Consider the following 16,829-nt stretch of genomic DNA (forward strand, 5'->3'; position numbering starts at 1 on the left):
GCCGAACCCGCCGGTGAACGAGCCAAGGCTCGAGCTCAGGGCCGGTGGCGAATCCAAACGCTCTTCTCGCGCGTCCACTGCTCGAACGCGCGGAGCGATTTCTCCACCCCTCCGAAGCCCGACTGCTTCCACCCGCCGAAGGGCATCGCCAGGTCGCCTTCGCTGTACGCTCCGACCGAGACCAGTCCGGCCTCCACGCCGCGGGCCAGCGCCAGCGCGTCGTCCAGCCGCGTCGTCCACACCGAGGCCGCGAGACCGTAAGGGATGTCGTTGGCCAGAGCGATCGCCTCGTCGCGCGTATCGAACGCCTGCACCGTGACGATCGGTCCGAACAGTTCCTGGCGGGTGATGTCCGACCCGGGCGCCACGCCGGTCACCACCGTCGGCGCGACATAGTGGCCACCGGGCACGACATCGATCTCACCGCCTCCCGTCACGACCGTCGCCCCCTCGCGGAGCGCCTGCGCCACGGCATCCGTCATCCGCCTGGCCGCGGCCGCGGTGAGCACGGGGCCGAGCTGCGTCGCGGGGTCGGCGGGATGCCCGACGCGCAGGGCGTCAGCTGCGGCGGCGAACCGCGCCACCACCTCGTCGTGGATCGAGCGGTGGACGAGGATGCGCGAGCCCGCCGTGCAGTTCTGTCCGGAGGTGAGGAACGCCGACTCGACCATCCCCTCGATCAGCTCGTCGCCGAAGGACAGAGCGTCATCCATCAGAATCTGCGGACTCTTGCCGCCCATCTCCAGGCTCACCCGCTTCAGATTGCTCGCCGCGGCGGCGGCGAGAATCGACCGTCCGGTCGCCGTGGACCCCGTGAACGACAGGGCGCCGATGATCGGGTCGTCGGCCAGCGCCGCCCCGGTCGTCGGCCCGTCGCCGGGCAGCACCTGCAGGACCCCGTCGGGAAGTCCCGCCTCGGCCGCGAGGGCGGCGAGATGCTGCACCGACCGCGGCGTCGCGTCGGCGGGCTTGAGGATGAGGCTGTTGCCGGCCGCGAGCGCCGGGCCCACCTTCCACGCGGCCATCGCGAGGGGGTAGTTCCAGGGGAGGATGGCCGCGACCACGCCGAACGGCTCGCGTTCGGTGAAGGCGAGCACGTCGGGTCCGGATGCCGTCGTCGTGCCGTACTGCTTGTCGACGGCTTCGGCGAACCAGCGGATGGACTCGATCGCCGACGGCACGTCGTTCTCGCGGCACTCGGTGATCGGCTTGCCGGCGTCCTCGCAGTCCAAGCGGGCGAGCGTCTCGGCATCGCGCACCATCAGATCGGCCAGGCGCAGCAGCACCGCGGCGCGCTCCCGGGGCGTTCGTCCCGCCCACACGCGAGAGCGGAAGACGTCGTCGGCGCGACGGGCCGCGGCATGCACCTCTGCGGCCGAGGTGACCGCCGTCTCGCCGAGGACGGTGCCGTCGGCGGGGGAGCGGAGGATGAGGGTGGGGGAGGTCATGCGGTCTCCTTCAGAACGAGGTCGTCGCCGTCGCGGACGACGTGACCGTCGCGCTCCAGCTGGGCGAGGTAGCGGGCCATGCCCCGCTCGCCGCGACGGCGGAAACCGCGCATCAGCTGCGGCAAGGCGTTGGGGACGAGCATGGCGAGGCGGATCAGCACCGACTCCGACGGCTTCGGGTAGATCTCCAGTCGCGGCCGGTCGAGCATGCGCATCATCGCGCGGGCGACCGCCCGGGGCGGCTGGGGCGGGTCTTGGAACTGCAGCGAGTTGCCGCCGTCGATCGCCTCCTGCCGCAGCATGCGCGTGTCGGTCGCCGACGGCAGCACGGAGCCGGCGATGATCCCCTTCTGGCGCAGGTCGAGCCCGATCGAGAGCATCGCGCCGCGCAGCCCGAACTTCGACGCCGTGTAGATCGGGGTCTCACCCAGGGGGAAGATGCCCCCGAGTGAGACGGTCGTGATCACGCGCGGGTCGCGCGAGCGGTGCAACAACGGCAGCGCCAGGCGCGTCAGCACCAAGGGTGACAGGAGGTTCACCTCCGTCTCGAGTCGGATGCTCGCCACCGACCGGGCGTCGAAGCGTTCCGCGCTCGTCATGCCGACGTTGTTGATGAGCACATCGATGCGGCCGTAGGCCTCTCCGATCTCGCCGAGCACACGCTCCACCTGGTCGTCGTCGGTGAGATCGCCGGCGAAGCCCCGATGGCCCCGACCGGGCAGCGCGGCGGCGGCACGTTCGGCTGCTGCGGCGCGGATGTCGACGAGAGCGAGCGCCGCGCCGCGGTGCGCGGCCTCGCCGGCGAAGGCGCGGGCGATGCCCCCGGCGCCGCCCGTGACGACGATGACCTTGTCGCGGTAGTCGAAGCTCACGCCGCGACCTCCGCTGCCCGCGCGGTCCGGCGGCGCGCGGCATCCGGAGCCTCGCCTTCGAGGGCCCAGCCGAGGCGGCGGGCCAGCTTCTTCACGTACTTGACGTACGCGTCGGCGTCGACGTAGCCGCGATGGCGCGGCGAGGAGTCGAAGTGCAGACCGCCGGACAGATCAGGGGTGTCGGCGATGCGCAGACGCTCGAACTCGGACGCTGCGGCATCCCCCGTGCGGCTACCCGCGATAAACGACGCCAGCAGGTGCGCCTGCTGGTCGAACAGTCCGTATGCGCCGCTGTTCGTCTCGATGAAGCCGACGCCGTAGAGCCCGGCGTGGTCTCGGGAGACGCAGTTGAGGTACAGATCGGGGTGCTGTTCGTCACCGAAGTAGCGCTGGGCCACCGGCACGCGGTGCCGGTACCCGGTCGCCATGAGGATGACGTCGAACTCCTCCCGCGTGCCGTCGGTGAACTCCACCGAGAGCTCGTCGGCGCGGCGGATGCCGGGACGCGCGACGATGTCGCCGTGCTGCAGGTAATGGAACAGCTGCGAGTTGAGCACCGGGTGGGTCTCGAACAGCTTGTGGTCGGGCTTCTGCAGGCCGAGCCGGGTGGGATCTCCCGTCAGCAGCTTGAGCACCGGCTGCAGAATCGCCCGCTCCACCGGCTTGGGCAGGAACGACCCCTTGCCGCCGACGATGTCGGAGGGCATCCCGAACACGTGCTTCGGGATGAACCAGTACCCGCGACGCATGCTGATCGCGGCGCGCTGCGCCGAGCGCGCCGCGTCGCACGCGATGTCGCAGGCCGAGTTGCCCCCGCCGACGATCAGCACGCGCTTGCCGGCGAACTCCGACGGTGAACGGTACTCGAGGCTGTGGCGCACCTCACCGGTGTACGAGCCCGGGATCTCCGGAACGAACGGATGCCACTGGCTGCCGGTGCAGACGATGACGCGCTCGTGCTCGGTCGTGGTGCCGTCGTCGAGGGTGACGCGCCAGCGCGGGGCTTCCGCCGCCGAAGAGGGGACCGCGTCGATCGCGCTGACGGTCGAGCCGAAGCGGATGCGGGGAGTGAGCCCGTAGGCGTCGGCGAACGATCGCAGGTAGGCGAGGATCTGCGCGTGACCGGGGTAGTCGGGGTAGTCGTCGGGCATGGGGAAGCCGGAGAAGCCCGACACGGTGCGGCTGGAGATGAAATGCGCCGACTCGTACATCGGGGTGCCCGGGTTCTCGATGTCCCACAGACCTCCGGCTTGCGTGTGGCGTTCGAGGTGCGTGTAGTCGATGCCCTTCTCGCTGAGTGCGCGAGCGACGGCGAGTCCGGCGGGGCCGGCGCCGATGACGCAGACCGTGGTGTCGACAGGTCGGACGGCAGTGGGCGACGTGTTCATCAGCGCTCCTTTGTGCGGGTGAGGACCTCACGGTACGGCGCGCCGCACGGCGCAGGGCGGACGCACGGCATCCAGGAAACGGACACGATCGGCCATCGACCGTGACCTGATCTATCCCTCCGGGTACGCCCGGTCGTTTCGCGAGCCGGTCAGCGGACGATCAGCGGGCGGCGCGCCTCGGCGTGCAGTGCCGCGGGAGAGGAGCCGAACCACCGCAGCGTGCTGCGCCGCAGCGAGCGGTCGTCGCCGTAGCCGAGGCGGAACGCGATCTCGGCTGTCGTCAGCACGGGAGAGGCGAACAGCTCGGCGGCCAGACGCTTGCGCACATCGTCGAGCACACCCGAGTAGCTCGCCCCCACCTCGATCAGTCGTCGCCGAAGCGTCCGCTCGCTCGTCGCGAGTGCACGTGCGTGCGCCGCGAGCGGCAGCACGTCGGGCAGGGTGTCTTCGATCTGCGTCGCGAGCACGGCGACGAGTTCCTGGCGCTCGATGATGCTCTCGGTCTGCGTCTCCAGCAGGGCGACCGTCTCGCGGTGGGTCCAGGCGTCGGCGCTCGCAAGCGCGGCGTGCGCCGATGCGAGGGGCACGTGCCAGGCATTGCGCGCCGCGGCGAACCGCACGGGGCTGCCGAAGTAGTCGCGGTACACCGCGGGCTCGGCCCCCGCCGCGTGTGCCAGCTCGACCAGCTGCGGCGCCGCCAGACCGGCCACATCGCGGGCCATGCGCGTGATGTTCGCGAACCCCTCTTCGATGAGGAACATGCCCACCGGCGAGGCGGGCTCCTGCAGAGCGGCGGTCACCACCAGGCCGCCGGCCTCTTCCGCCGAGCTCCAGCGCACCATCGAGCCGGCGAGATTCTGAAACCGCAGACCCACCCGCACCGCATCGCGCAGGGTCGCGCTCGACATCATGGCGAGGCCCAGCAGTCCCGAGGCGGTGATCGGCTGACGCCGCCCCACCTCGATTCCGAGCGCCGGCACGGGCAGCAGCAGGAGCGCCTGCTCGATGATCACGCGACCCTGCCGGTACGAGACGCGCAGAGCGGGGGAGTCGATCGCGCTCCGGGTCAGGGATGCCGCCCGCAGCGCGCGGTCGAGAGAGGCACCGTGCTCGTCGGCCACCTGCAGCAGGTAGCGGATGATGTTCGGGGTGATGACGGCCGAGGAGGGCGTGACGGCGAGGCGCTCGGACATGGTGGCCATTCTATTTGGCCGATGATGTCCGCTGGCTGGCGGAGGTGGACCGTGACAAATTCCCGCTGATCGCTATCGTCGAGCGCATCCCGTGCCGGCCGGTCGCCGGATGCCCGCGAATCGTCGACGCCGCCGACCCCGAGGAGCCGCCATGCCCGCCACTCCCGCCACTCCCGCCGCCTCCGAACGCCTGATGCGCGCCGTCATCCGCACGCTCGGCGCGCTGCCCGAACCGATCCAGCGGGTCATCGCCGGTCGGCCGGTCGTCGTGGACGGCCAGCGCCTGTACACCGAGGTGCAGATGGCGCTGCGACTGCTCAACGCCCTCCCGGGCTCCGACTTCTCCGACCTGCCGCTGGATCGCGCGCGGGCCCAGATCGATGCCGAAGCCCGCATCTTCGGCGGCTCGCTGCCCGTCGCGAGCGTCGATGACATCGAGATCCCGACGCGCGCGGGGTCCGTCCGGGCACGCCGCTATCAGCACGTGCGCGAGGCCGAAGGCACGGTCGTGTACTTCCACGGCGGCGGCTGGGTCGTCGGCAGCCTCGACTCGGCCGACTCCGTCTGCCGGTTCATCGCGGCCACCAGCGGCCTCGAAGTCATCTCGGTCGACTACCGCCTCGCGCCCGAGCACCCGTTCCCCGCCGGCGTCGAGGACGCCATCGACAGCTATCGCTGGGTGCGTGAGCACCGGCCCGGCCGCCGGATCGCGGTCGCGGGCGACAGCGCCGGCGGAAACCTGAGCGCAGTGGTGAGCCTTGCGACCGTGGGAGATGCGGCGGGCGCGCCCGACTTCCAGGTGCTGTTCTTCCCGGTCACCGATCTGTCCGGCAAGCACCGCTCCTACCGGCTGTTCTCCGACGGCTACTTCCTCACCGAGAAGCAGATGGACTGGTACCGCGGACACTACCTGCCGACGCCCGCGCACGCGCTCGACCCGTTCGCCTCACCGCTGCGTGCCGGGGCGTCCGCGCTCACGAAGCTGCCGCCCGCGCACGTGGCCGTCTCGGGCTTCGACGTGCTGCGCGACGAGGGCATCGCCTACGCCGAAAGACTGAAGGATGCCGGGGTGCCCACGACCCTGCAGGTCGTGGACGGTCACATCCACGCGTTCGTCAACGCGACCGGCGTGGGCCGGCTGAGCTCACGCGCGCTCGCCGAATCGGTCGGCGTGCTCGTCGGCGGGCTCGGCGGGCGCACCGGCATCGCCGACGCCGCCTCGCTCGCACCGTCGAAGCGATGACGCTCCTCCGCTAGCCTGGGTTCTCACCGTGGCTGAGAGGGAGGACCGCCGATGATCGACGCGTTCCTCCTCCTGCTGCGCACGATCGGTGTGGCCGTCGGCATCCTGCCCGCGGGAGCCTCACCGATCACCTCGCTCGCCGTCGTCGCCGCGGTCGCTGCGGGCATCGCGCTCGCCGCGGCCGCCCTCGTCGTGATGGCCGCGGGCGCCGCCACCCGACCCGATCGCTCTGTACACGATCGCATCCATCCGGCACGCAGCGACGTGCTGAGCGCGCCCGTCGCGCAGAGCGACCCCGACGCTCCCGGTCACATCCTCCGCAGAGGTCCGAGCGCGGCCCTTCCGGCCGCGTAGTCACCCCCCCCGTTCGGACGCCGCCCACGGCATCCCTTCGCGGCCGACCAGCTCACCCTGATCGCCTCGTCGGAATGGACATCTCGTGGACATCTTCACGCTGCCGCCCCTGGCGGCTCTGCTCGACCTCTCGGCGCGCGGGCTCATGGCCCTCATCGCCGTTCTCACTCCCGTCGCCGGGCCGGGGGCCGCCGCAGCGGCAGTCGTGCTCGTCACCCTCCTCGTGCGGATGGCGCTCGTGCCAGCCGGGGTCGCACAGGCGAAAGCCGATCAGGCGCGTTCGCGCCTGGCGCCGCGGCTGCGCGCACTGCAGAAGCGGTGGCGCGCACATCCCGAGCGGCTGCAGCGCGAGACCCTCGCCCTTTACCGCGCCGAAGGCGTCTCGCCCGCCGCCGGGTGTCTTCCGCTGCTGATTCAGGCGCCGATCGTTGGGCTCGTGTATGCCGTGTTCCTGCACGGATCGATCGCGGGACACACGAACCCGCTGCTCGGCGAGCACCTCCTCGGTGTGCCGCTGGGGCAGACCGCCGTCGCGGTGGCGACGAGCGGCTTCGACGGGGCGGCCGCGCTGGTGTTCGGCGTCATCGTTGTGCTCATCGCTCTCATCGGCGAGCTCACGCGACGACTGCTGCGACCGGCGGTGGCGATGACGCTGCCACCCGGGCAGCGGCTGCTGGTCGAGACGGCGCCGTTCCTCACCGCCGTCGTCGCGCTGTTCGTCCCGCTTGCGGCGGCCGTCTACCTGCTGACGACCGTCACCTGGACCCTCGGCCAGCGCCTCGTGCTGCGACGGCTGTACCCACCGCACCCGCCGCACCGCGAGTCGTGACGGCGCACCGCGGTCATGCGGACGCCGGCACCGCCCGCGAGGCACGAGCGATGAGTGCCGACCCGGCGACGCTGGCCGCCAACGCGATGACCGCCATGCCGATCATCAGTGCGCCGAACCCGTCGCGGTAGGCGGCCACGGCGGCATCGAACACCTGCGCGTCGGGGCGTGTGCCGTCCTTCGCGTAGGTGCCGACGCCGACCAGAGCGGTGTGCACCGCGGCATCCGACAGTCCCGCCGCCGACAGGCGGGCGGTGATCCCCGAGATCGTGAGCTGGGTGATCACGACGGTCGACACCGCCGTGCCCAGCGAGGAGAAGAGCTGCCCGAAGGTCGTGCGCGAGCTGGTCACCGCCCCGTAGAACTCGGCGGGGGCCTCGCTGAGCACGAGCGTGCCGTAGGGGAGGGCTGCGGCGGTGATGCCGAAGGCGATGAGGATGCCGGCGGGGACGAACGCCAGCGGGGTGGGGGCCTCGCGGGCAAGGAAAGCCGCCCCGAAGCCCGCCGCGGACAGGACGCCGCCCACCAGCAGCGACGTCTGCGGACTCATGCCGCGCGTCATCAGGCGCCCCAGCACGATCGCGCCCACGATCGAGGTGACCGACACCGGCAGCTGCCACACAGCGACGCTGCTGGGCGTCAGAGCGAGAACGTACTGCCACAGGTTCGACAGCTGCAAGAAGGCGACCGCGCCGCCGGCATTGAAGACGAAGCCCGCGCAGAGCGCCGCGAGGAAAAGGGGCCGTCGGAAGAGCGCGACCGGGAAGAAGGGGTTCGCAACGCGTGTCTGCGACCAGACGAACGCGGCGAGAAGCACCACGCCCAGCGCCATGGCTGCCCAGGTCAGCGGGTTGGTCAGCGACGAGGCGAGCTGCGACACGCCGAACAGGAAAACGACCATCCCGGCGATGAGGGAGACCTGCCCGCCCACATCGCGCTTCTCGGCGACGGTGGGTGCGACGGTCGGCAGGAGCACGAGGACGGCGGGGATGCACAGCGCCGACAGCACGGGAACGAGCACGAACGCGAGGCGCCAGTCGATGCCGGCGAGCAAGCCCCCCGAGAAGGTGAACAGCACGCCGGCGGCTCCCGAGCACGCGGCGAAGGTCGCGACGGCGGCGGGCAGCCGGCCCGGCGCGGCCAGAACCTGGATGTACGCGAACGCGGCGGCGTACACGGCGCCCAGGCCGACGCCTGTCACCGCCTGGCCGAGGATGTAGACGAGCGGCATCGGTGCGGCGGCCACGATCAGCTGGCCGACGAGACCTGTCACGAGGGCGGCGATGAGCATGCGGCGGCGACCGATCCGGTCGGCGAGCAATCCGGTTGTGATGACCGAGGCGGCGATCGCGAGGGTCTGCATGGATGCCGCGAGCGCCTGATCGCCGCCGACCATGTCCAGGCCGCGGCTGGCGCCCACGAGCGCGGTCGCCGCGATATTCGGGGCGGAGCCCTGAACCGCGGCGAGCACGCCGAGCAGCGGGATGGCGAGGGTGTGCGCCGAGCGCACGACGAACGTCGGTGATGTCGTGGTCATGAGGGTGCTTTCGGGTGGGGGAGGCGAGCGGAGAGGGAGCTCAGGCGGTGAAGGCGGGAACGCCGTCGATGTAGGTCGCGTGCACGGCGATGCGATCCCAGCTCTCGGGATCACTCGTCCACGGATCGCTGTCCACGACGGCGAAGTCCGCCCGCCGGCCGGCAGAGAGCGTGCCGCGATCGTCGGCGTGGATCTGCCAGGCGGCATCGGCGGTGATCGCCGACAGGGCCTGCGCCGGGCTGACGCGCTCCTCCGGCGCGAGCACCGTGGCGTCGGCCTCGAGACGGCGCAGCACCGCCGTGCGGGCGCTGCGCAGGGGTCGCACCGTCGTCACGTTGTAGTCGGAGTGCAGGCTGGGGCGCAGTCCCGCGCGGTACGCCGAGGCGAGGCGATCGAGCCGCGCGGCGCGCTCGGGGCCGAGGATCGTGTCGCGGAAGGCCGCACCCCAGTAGTAGACGTGGTCCATCAGGAAGCTCGGTGACACTCCGGCCGCCGCCATCCGTACAAGCTGGTCGTCGGTGGTCACCGAGGCGTGCTCGAAGCGGTGACGCAGATCGTTCTGACCGCAGCGCGGCAGCAGCTCCTCCGCCGCCTGGAGGGCGAACTCGACGGCGGCGTCGCCGTTCGTATGGATCATCAGCTGCCAGCCGTCATCGAGACCGGCGCGCATCACCTCGCGCAGGCTCTCCGGCGTCCAGTTCGCGTGGCCTCCCGAGGTCTCGCCCAGATACGGCTGCAGGAAATAGCCGGATCGGCCCTGGTTCGAACCGTCCGCCACGATCTTCCACGCGTCGGCACGGACCATTCCATCTCCGCTGAACGGGGTCACCCCGGCCGCCTTCCACGCCTGGGCGACCTCGGCCGGTGTCGCGCACCCCGCCAGGGAGGAGAACTGCGCCGTCGACACCCGCACCGGCAGCCGTTCGGCGCCGTTGATCTGGTGCAGCAGGGCGACTTCGCTCACCCCGGCCAGCGTGCCGGTCATCGCTTCACGCATCGAGGTCACGCCGGCCGCGGCGAACTCGTTCAGCACCTGACGGATGCCGCGACCCACGTCCGCCGCCGTGGGGCGCGGCAGGTTCGCGAGCAGCATCGTCACCGCGGGAGACTCCCCGACCACGCCGGTGAGCCGCCCGTCGCGCTTTTCCAGCGTGCCCCCGCTCGGCTGCGGTGTGGCATCGGTGATGCCGGCGGCATCCAAGGCCGCGCTGTTGGCGTAGGCGAAGTGCATCGACGCGTTGAGCACGACGATCGGGCGGTCGATCGCGACCCGGTCGAGGATGTCACGTGTGAGGGCCGGCTCGCCGGGGTACAGGCTCGGATCGAACAGCTTCGCGAGCAGGTACTGACCCGCCGGCGTCGCCTGCGCGGCGGCCGTCAATACCGAGACGACGTCGTCGAAGCGCGGGCAGGCGGCGTGCGAGACGTCGGTCCACTCGAGCGTCAGCAGCGACACCCAGATGTGCGCATGCGGTTCGATGAGGCCCGGGATGACCACCCCGTCGGGAGACAGGATCTTCGTCGCGGGGCCGGTGAGGCCGTCCACGTCCGCCGCCGAACCCACGGCGAGGATGCGGCCGTCGCGCACCGCCATCGCCTCCGCGCGCGGAGCGGCGGGATCACCGGTCGCGATGCGGCCGACGATCAGGAGGTCGGCTGTCGCTGTCGTCGTGCCGCGTTCGTCCGAGCGGCTGGGTGCGCCATGGTGGGCGGGTGCGATGGTGACGCCGGCCGCGGCGATGGCGGGCGCGAGGTGGTCGCGGCTCAGGGCAGTGGCGGCGGTGCAGGTGTCGGACATGAGCGGGCTCCTTCGAAGGTGCGCGGCGGCGGCGCGTGGTCAGTGGAAGTCGAGGACCTGATCGCCCCATGCGGCGCGCAGGGCGGCGTCCAGATCGTCGACGACGCTGTCGTGGCGCTCGATCACCAACGTCGCACGGGAGTCGGCAGGATCGTAGGCGGGCCAGTGCGGGGCTCCGGTGACGCTCTCCGCGTCAGGCGTGCGCCCATGAGCGAAGGCGGCCCATCGCTCCTGCATACGGGCAGAGATCGCCTCGCCGGCACGCTTGCCACCGAGGCGGAACGTGAGGTCCTTGGGGCCGCTCGCGAAGACACCCCAGAGGTACGCCAGCTCGCTGCCGTGGGTGGCGCCGAGGCCGATCAGTCGCAGGAAGGGCGCCGCGTGATCGAAGCGGTAGAGCCAGACCGGGGCCGTGGCGGCGTGACCCTCGGCGATCCACACGGTGGGCATGCGGAAGCCGATGTCGCGGGCGACGCCCAGGCCCACGGCGTTCTTGCGCACGTTCTCGTACGCCGTCTGCACCTGGGCGACCGAGGGCAGCTCGACGGTCGGGTTGTCGGCGGCCATGTCGGAGAACATCGTCATGATGCGCTCCTCGGTGATCGGCATGAGGGGCGACTTCATGAACTTGAACAGCGACGCCTCGTCCTTGTTGGTGCCGATCATCAGCGGGACAGGCAGTCCGCGGCCCTCGTGCAGCACGGTCGCCGGAGCCTCCGGCAGCAGGTCGCCGTCGATGATCGGCGCGAACGCGAGCGTGCCGGGCGCCTCGTCGGGCACCTGGGCGTACACGGCCATCCCCGCAGTCACGAGCTCGTCGGCGGATGCCGCGCGCAGCGCCGCGGCGGTGGCGACGGCATCCGTCAGGTCGATGCCGAGCTCTCGCACGAAGCGCTCGGCGACATCTCGCGCCCGGTCGATGCCGTACATGCTGGACGCGGGGGAGGACTGCGCGATCGCCCGGTGGAACAGACCCGCGGCCGAGGGAGTGGCCAGCAGCGTCGTCACCAGGCCGCCGCCGGCGGACTCGCCGAACACGGTCACACGGTGGGGGTCGCCGCCGAACGCGGCGATGTTCTCCTGCACCCACCGCAGTGCCAGCAGCACGTCCTTGAGCGCCAGGTTGCGGTCGAAGCCGCCGTCGGGCAGAAGGCCGGACAGGTCCAGGAAGCCGAACGCGGCCAGGCGGTAGTTGAGGGTCACGACGACCACGTCGCCGCGCGTGACCAGAGAGGTCGCGTCGTAGGTGCGCTGGCTGGACGCGCCGAACGTGTAGGCGCCGCCGTGCAGCCACACCATGACCGGTCGCGCACCCGCCGGGGCGTCGGTGTCGGGTGCCCACACGTTGAGCATCAGGCAGTCCTCGTCGAGGACGGCGTCATCGCCCAGGGCGATCGCGGGTGTGCGCACCTGGGGGCACGCCGCACCGAACGCGGTGGCGTCGACCTCGCCGGTCGCCGGGGCGGCCGGCACCGGGTCGCGCCAGCGACGCTCGCCGACGGGGGCTTCGGCGTAGCGGATGCCGCGCCAGGAGCGCACCGCCTCGCGGACGGCGCCGCGGAAGGTGCCGGCCGGGGTCGTGGCGATGCAGGGGACGGACACGTCGGGGGTCTCGGTGGTGTTCGACATGGGAGGTCCTTTCGGGTCGAGAGGTGTGAGAAGTGGGAGGGGTGGTGCTCAGGCGGCCAGACGGTGGATGACCTGTGCGAGCTCGTTCGCCGCGAGGATCGCGAACAGTACCGTCATCATGGCGGCGTTGTGCGTGATGAGCTGTGATTTCAGCGCCTGCAGGGCGGAGATCACGCGGGCCGTGCCGGTCAGCTGGACCAGCGCCGGGATCACGAGCAGCAGCGAGCCGACCACTGCGACGGCCAGGCACAGGCCGACGGCGGCGAGGGGGGCGAGGTGTGCCTCGCCGATGAGGGCGCCCGCCTTGAGCTCGAGGGGGATGTTCTTCGAGTTGGTCACCGCCATGACGAGGCCCAGACCGGCCGCCGAGAGGGGGGTGACGCTGTCGATGGCCGCGAGCCACTTCGGCGCCGTCGCGGGCTTGCCGGTCTTCGGACGCGACATCCAGCTCACGATGGCGAACACCGTGAAGCCGAGGCCGAGGACGATCGCCAGGATCAGCGAGACCGTCTGCGCTGCGGGGCCGCTCGACGCCGACGCGCGGGCCGCGCCCAGCGCGCCCAGGCCCGTGGCGGCGAAGGCGACCAGCGTGTAGACCGCGGTGTAGACGGGGGCGCAGGCGCGGCCGCGGGGTGCGAGCACGATCGCGACGATGGCCACGATGGGCAGCGGGGACAGGAGCATGCCCACCGCGAGGGGAAGAAGGTTGTGCAGGTCGTTCACGTCGATTCCGTTTCATCGCTTCCCCCGGGCCGGGTGTCCGGGGGTGCGATGACGACGTTATGACGGGGGTGCGGCCTGCTTTTCGGGATGTTCGGCTGACACGACAGGAGTGGTCGGCGGCAGGGCGAACAGCGCCTCGAGCAGCGTGTCGCGACCGTCTGTGCGCAGGCGTGCGCCGAGGTCGCGCGCGTGGGAGGCCGGTCGCAGCTCGGCATCCGGCGCCGTGCGCCCCCGCGAGCGCACGCGAGCGCGCAGCCGGCTGCCCGCGCCCGTCGCGACGACATCGAGGCTCACCTCCGCACGCTTCTCGTCGCTGTGCTTGACGGCGTTCAGAAGTCCCTCGGCGATGACGTCGTACACATCGCGCGCGAGGCGGGGATGCGCATCGAGCACGGACAGCGCCCGGGGATCGAGCGTGGTCTGCAGAACGATCACCCGTCCCCACGTCGCCAGCAGCGCTCGCAGCGCCGCAGCATCCGTGCCGGGGTCGGCTGCCGCGTACGTCGACGTCAGCCGATGCACGAGCGTGAGAAGATCGTCGCGCAGTGCGGAGGCGTCTGCCGGGGACGGGTGCGGATGCGTCAACGCGAACTGCACGCACGCTCCCTGCCCGTCGCGGTGCAGCAGCTCCGCCGTGCGTCGCAGGCCTTCGCGGGCGGGACCGACACCCTCACGGCTCGCGCGCTGAGAATGCGTGATCGTTCCCGACAGTCGACGCTGTTCTCGGCGCAGTCTCTGCACGGCGCCCGCGCACAGGGCGACCGCGAGCGCGAAGGCGAGGTAGTCGATCGCCGGCAGAAGCACGATGAGGCCGCGATGTCCGTAGATGGCTGTCAGTGCGGAGAGTGCGACGCCGCCGATGGCCGCGCCGAGCAGATAGACCGTGGCGCTGAGACGGGCGCTGCGCACGAACATCCGGCGTCGCGCGACATGGTCGACAAAACCCGTCACGGCGACGACGGCGACCAGACCCGCGATCAGCTCGGCGGGGACCGTCGTTCGCAGAGCGTAGGGCAGTGTGCAGGCGATGTAGACGATCGCGACCGTCCCGCGTGGTGGAAGGCGCAGCGGCGGCAGCGCCAGGCCGCGACGGCGAATCGAGATCTCATCCGTGGCGGGTGCGACCCGCGGCGCCGAGGTCGTCGCCGCATCGTCCGCCACCTGTTGCAAGCGGTGGCTCCAGGTGCGGAAGGCCTCCGCCCCGAGCGCGTGCACGCCGCTCGGCCCCGTCGCGGGATCCCACCGATCGATCGCCCGGGTGAGGGCGGATGCCGCGGCATCCACTTCGCGGCGGGCGCGCCGGTCGACGACGACGGCGCGGTCGGGCGCGGCGGCGAGCTCTGCCGCCACCTCGCGCAGCAGCGCGTTGGTGCGACGCAGCGTGTGCACGGCGTTCTCGAGCACGGCGATCATCGCGAGCACGACCGGCCAGACGACCACGTTCGTCGCGATACGGAACGGCAGTTGGGCTGCTGCCGGGATCGGCAGTGCCCACAGTGCGGCCCACGCGTCCTGCACGAGCGGGCGCAGGGCGGCGCACGCGACGATGCCGACGATGAGCACGATCGCGCGCACGAGTGGCGCGGACAGGTGCCGCTCGATCAGCGCGAGGGCCCCGAGCGCAAGCACGAAGCATGTCGTCGTGGCCAGCGTCGCCGGAGCCAGCGCCGCGACATCCACGCCCGCACCCACGGGCGCCATGATGGTCATCGACAGGACGAGGGTCGCCGCGAGCGACCACAGGCTCAGAAACCGTCCGTCGGCCACGACACGGCCGATCGCCGTGGCGAACCGCCTCACTCGCGGCCTCTCACCGGGCGGGGCCGAACGCGGCCAGGTACATCGCCGCAGCGGCGACGCGTGGGCTGACGGTCGGGTCGCCCGTCACATCCAAGCGGTCGAACAGGCGGCTGATCGAACGTTCCACGGCCCGCACGCTCGACGCGGTCTCTTCGGCGATGCGCTCGTTCGACCATCCGCGAGCGACCATCGCGAGGATCTCGAGCTGATGGCGGGTGAGCGCGCCGAGGCCGTCGCGGGCATCGGGTGCAGGCAGAGCCGTCGCCGCCGGCACACGCCGCGTCGACAGCGCCTGCTCCAACGCCGACACGAGCGCGTCGGCCGAGTCGAGATCCTGCTTGGAGACGAAGACCGCATGGGCGATGCCCATCGCCGTCGCGCCGGCCGCGGCTCGTGGATAGCTGCTGAGGAAGACGATCGCCAGATGCGGGGCGAGCTCGGACAGCATGGCCGCCAGTTCCGCGCCGGAGGGTCGGCTGCCGAGGTCGATATCGGTCAGCAGCGCGTCGGGGTCGAACTCGGTGAACAGCTGGGTGGCCGTCGCCGCGTCGGCCGCGGCGGCCGTCTCGAACCCGTGACGCTGCAGCAGCTCGCACACGAGCATGCGCAGGGCGGCCTGGTCTTCGACCACGAGCACGCGACGGGTCCAGTCCGAGGCCACGACATCACCCTAGCGCTCGCGCCGCGCGTCCCGTCGTTGCGCCGACGAGCACCGGTGTTGCTCCCTGCAGTCGTCAGTGAGCGGCGTCGTAAGCCTCGAGAACGGATGCCGGAACGCGCCCGCGCTCGGACACCGTGAAACCGTTCTTGGCGGCCCACTCGCGGATCGGGCCGTAGTCGCGCTGCTGGGAGCGGCGTTGGCCGCGGGTGCCGGCACGGCGCGGTGCGGCGGAGCGCGACGAGACGCTGCGCGCGGCGGAGACATACGGCGCGAGCACATCGCGGAGTGCGGCGGCGTTGTCGGTGGTGAGGTCGATTTCGTACGCGGTGCCGTCGAGCGAGAACAGGACGGTCTCACCGTCACCGACTTCGAGAACGGTGCCGTCCAGGTCATCGACGAGCTGGTGAACGATTTTGCGGGCCATAGGCAGAGCCTACTGATACTGACGGCTGATCAGGGGAGCAGTCCCGCGCGTCGCGCCCGTGTCACCGCGGCGTGACGCGTTCCCGTGTCGAGTTTGGCCATCGCCGACTGCAGATACGACTTGACGGTGCCCTCTCGCAATCCGAGCGCGACCGCGATCTCGGCGTTGGTCTGGCCCAGCGCCGCACACGCGAGCACATCGATCTCACGCGGCGACAGCTTCACGTCGAGCGTCTCCGTGGCCGCACCGTCTTCGCGGGTCAGGTCGGCGAGACGCTGCTCGATCTCGGCGAGGCGGCGCCGGATGGCGGCGTCGGGCACGTCGGCGGCGATGCGGCGCAACTGCGCGTACGTGTCGCGCAGGTGCTCGCGCAGCACGGGGTCGACGCCCGAGGCGGATGCCGGGGCGAGGGTGAGTCGCCGCTGCACTTCTTCTCTGACGCGAAGCTCCGTCGCCAGATCGCTGGCGACCTGGAGCGCCATGCGTGCGGTGGACTCTCCGAAGGGGGACGGCGACCACGAACCGCAGTAGAGCACGCCGCGTGCGCGCCCGGCGACGAGGACGGGAACAGCGAACAGCGTCGAGATCCCCTCGCCGAGGATCGCGCGATCGTAGTCATGGGTGATGTTGCGCGAAGACCGGTAGTCGAGCGCGAGTCGCGGGCGCCGCTCGACGAGCGCCCGTCCGCCGAGGCCGCGGCTGGCGTGCACGACGAGTCCGGACAGGTGCGGAGTCCGGTTTCCGACGACCGAGGTGACCTCGACCGCGTTCGCCCGCTCGAACCCGCCGAAGGCGACGGGAAGGCCCGTGCGGGTGGCCAGATCTTCGACGGCGTGCGCCAGCAGATCGCTGTCGGTGAGCGGGGTCGGCGTCGCCATCTCGCCTCCCTGACCTCGAGGGTGACGGCTGCGTCACCCGTGCGCTCGAGGA

General features: G+C 71.4%; 15 protein-coding genes. 3 read left to right on the top strand and 12 right to left on the bottom strand.

Annotation, left to right across the window (positions count from 1 at the left end; translation table 11 throughout):
• Window positions 1-35: 35 nt before the first annotated feature.
• The 4 genes from DEU37_RS04550 to DEU37_RS04565 form a co-directional block, all read right to left on the bottom strand.
• Window positions 36-1,448 (bottom strand): aldehyde dehydrogenase family protein, encoded by a 1,413-nt coding sequence (locus DEU37_RS04550; RefSeq protein WP_121189426.1) that lies wholly within the window; start codon window positions 1,446-1,448, stop codon window positions 36-38.
• Complete coding sequence (locus DEU37_RS04555) at window positions 1,445-2,320, bottom strand: SDR family oxidoreductase (protein ID WP_121189427.1); 876 nt, start codon at window positions 2,318-2,320, stop codon at window positions 1,445-1,447. The genes DEU37_RS04550 and DEU37_RS04555 overlap by 4 nt, the downstream gene beginning before the upstream one ends.
• The gene (locus tag DEU37_RS04560; protein ID WP_121189428.1) at window positions 2,317-3,708 is read right to left on the bottom strand and encodes an NAD(P)/FAD-dependent oxidoreductase; all 1,392 of its coding nucleotides are present in this window, start codon (window positions 3,706-3,708) and stop codon (window positions 2,317-2,319) included. The genes DEU37_RS04555 and DEU37_RS04560 overlap by 4 nt, the downstream gene beginning before the upstream one ends.
• Window positions 3,709-3,857: 149 nt before the next feature.
• Entirely contained in the window at window positions 3,858-4,901 is a 1,044-nt protein-coding gene (locus DEU37_RS04565; protein ID WP_259457135.1) for an AraC family transcriptional regulator, read from the bottom strand.
• 151 nt (window positions 4,902-5,052) lie between these two features.
• Between DEU37_RS04565 and DEU37_RS04570 the strand changes: the two genes are divergently transcribed.
• The 3 genes from DEU37_RS04570 (at window position 5,053) to DEU37_RS04580 (ending at window position 7,327) form a co-directional block, all read left to right on the top strand.
• Window positions 5,053-6,144: an alpha/beta hydrolase gene (locus tag DEU37_RS04570; protein ID WP_121189430.1), complete on the top strand. Its 1,092-nt coding sequence runs from the start codon at window positions 5,053-5,055 to the stop codon at window positions 6,142-6,144.
• A gap of 51 nt (window positions 6,145-6,195) precedes the next feature.
• Window positions 6,196-6,498 (top strand): hypothetical protein, encoded by a 303-nt coding sequence (locus DEU37_RS04575; protein ID WP_121189431.1) that lies wholly within the window; start codon window positions 6,196-6,198, stop codon window positions 6,496-6,498.
• Window positions 6,499-6,583: 85 nt separating this feature from the next.
• On the top strand, window positions 6,584-7,327 hold the full coding sequence (locus DEU37_RS04580) for a membrane protein insertase YidC (protein ID WP_121189432.1): 744 nt from the start codon (window positions 6,584-6,586) through the stop codon (window positions 7,325-7,327).
• Window positions 7,328-7,340: 13 nt separating this feature from the next.
• On the opposite strand, the gene DEU37_RS04585 is transcribed toward DEU37_RS04580, so the two are convergent.
• The 8 genes from DEU37_RS04585 to DEU37_RS04620 form a co-directional block, all read right to left on the bottom strand.
• The gene (locus tag DEU37_RS04585) at window positions 7,341-8,864 is read right to left on the bottom strand and encodes an MFS transporter (protein WP_121189433.1); all 1,524 of its coding nucleotides are present in this window, start codon (window positions 8,862-8,864) and stop codon (window positions 7,341-7,343) included.
• A gap of 40 nt (window positions 8,865-8,904) precedes the next feature.
• Entirely contained in the window at window positions 8,905-10,662 is a 1,758-nt protein-coding gene (locus tag DEU37_RS04590; RefSeq protein WP_121189434.1) for an amidohydrolase, read from the bottom strand.
• A gap of 39 nt (window positions 10,663-10,701) precedes the next feature.
• On the bottom strand, window positions 10,702-12,291 hold the full coding sequence (locus DEU37_RS04595; RefSeq protein ID WP_121189435.1) for a carboxylesterase/lipase family protein: 1,590 nt from the start codon (window positions 12,289-12,291) through the stop codon (window positions 10,702-10,704).
• Window positions 12,292-12,339: 48 nt separating this feature from the next.
• Complete coding sequence (locus DEU37_RS04600; RefSeq protein WP_121189436.1) at window positions 12,340-13,014, bottom strand: GAP family protein; 675 nt, start codon at window positions 13,012-13,014, stop codon at window positions 12,340-12,342.
• 57 nt (window positions 13,015-13,071) lie between these two features.
• A complete protein-coding gene (locus DEU37_RS04605; protein WP_121189437.1) occupies window positions 13,072-14,814 on the bottom strand; it encodes a hypothetical protein in 1,743 nt (580 codons plus the stop codon).
• A 10-nt stretch (window positions 14,815-14,824) separates the two neighbouring features.
• Window positions 14,825-15,475 carry a response regulator gene (locus DEU37_RS04610; protein ID WP_005050918.1) on the bottom strand — a complete coding sequence of 217 codons (651 nt, stop codon included), beginning with the start codon at window positions 15,473-15,475 and terminating at the stop codon, window positions 14,825-14,827.
• A gap of 73 nt (window positions 15,476-15,548) precedes the next feature.
• On the bottom strand, window positions 15,549-15,899 hold the full coding sequence (locus tag DEU37_RS04615) for an Lsr2 family protein (RefSeq protein WP_036290056.1): 351 nt from the start codon (window positions 15,897-15,899) through the stop codon (window positions 15,549-15,551).
• Window positions 15,900-15,928: 29 nt separating this feature from the next.
• Window positions 15,929-16,777, bottom strand: coding sequence for a LuxR C-terminal-related transcriptional regulator (locus tag DEU37_RS04620; RefSeq protein WP_121189438.1), 849 nt, complete (start codon window positions 16,775-16,777; stop codon window positions 15,929-15,931).
• Between the last annotated feature and the right edge of the window lie 52 nt (window positions 16,778-16,829).

This window comes from Microbacterium sp. AG790, from assembly GCF_003634765.1.
Taxonomy (GTDB): Bacteria; Actinomycetota; Actinomycetes; order Actinomycetales; family Microbacteriaceae; genus Microbacterium.

Excerpts from the sequence above, each read along its gene's own strand:
- DEU37_RS04570 (WP_121189430.1), top strand. The coding sequence starts at position 5,053 with ATGCCCGCCACTCCCGCCACTCCCGCCGCCTCCGAACGCCTGATGCGC.
- DEU37_RS04565 (WP_259457135.1), bottom strand. The coding sequence starts at position 4,901 with ATGTCCGAGCGCCTCGCCGTCACGCCCTCCTCGGCCGTCATCACCCCG.
- DEU37_RS04620 (WP_121189438.1), bottom strand. The coding sequence starts at position 16,777 with ATGGCGACGCCGACCCCGCTCACCGACAGCGATCTGCTGGCGCACGCC.
- DEU37_RS04585 (WP_121189433.1), bottom strand. The coding sequence starts at position 8,864 with ATGACCACGACATCACCGACGTTCGTCGTGCGCTCGGCGCACACCCTC.
- DEU37_RS04550 (WP_121189426.1), bottom strand. The coding sequence starts at position 1,448 with ATGACCTCCCCCACCCTCATCCTCCGCTCCCCCGCCGACGGCACCGTC.
- DEU37_RS04560 (WP_121189428.1), bottom strand. The coding sequence starts at position 3,708 with ATGAACACGTCGCCCACTGCCGTCCGACCTGTCGACACCACGGTCTGC.
- DEU37_RS04595 (WP_121189435.1), bottom strand. The coding sequence starts at position 12,291 with ATGTCGAACACCACCGAGACCCCCGACGTGTCCGTCCCCTGCATCGCC.
- DEU37_RS04615 (WP_036290056.1), bottom strand. The coding sequence starts at position 15,899 with ATGGCCCGCAAAATCGTTCACCAGCTCGTCGATGACCTGGACGGCACC.
- DEU37_RS04575 (WP_121189431.1), top strand. The coding sequence starts at position 6,196 with ATGATCGACGCGTTCCTCCTCCTGCTGCGCACGATCGGTGTGGCCGTC.
- DEU37_RS04590 (WP_121189434.1), bottom strand. The coding sequence starts at position 10,662 with ATGTCCGACACCTGCACCGCCGCCACTGCCCTGAGCCGCGACCACCTC.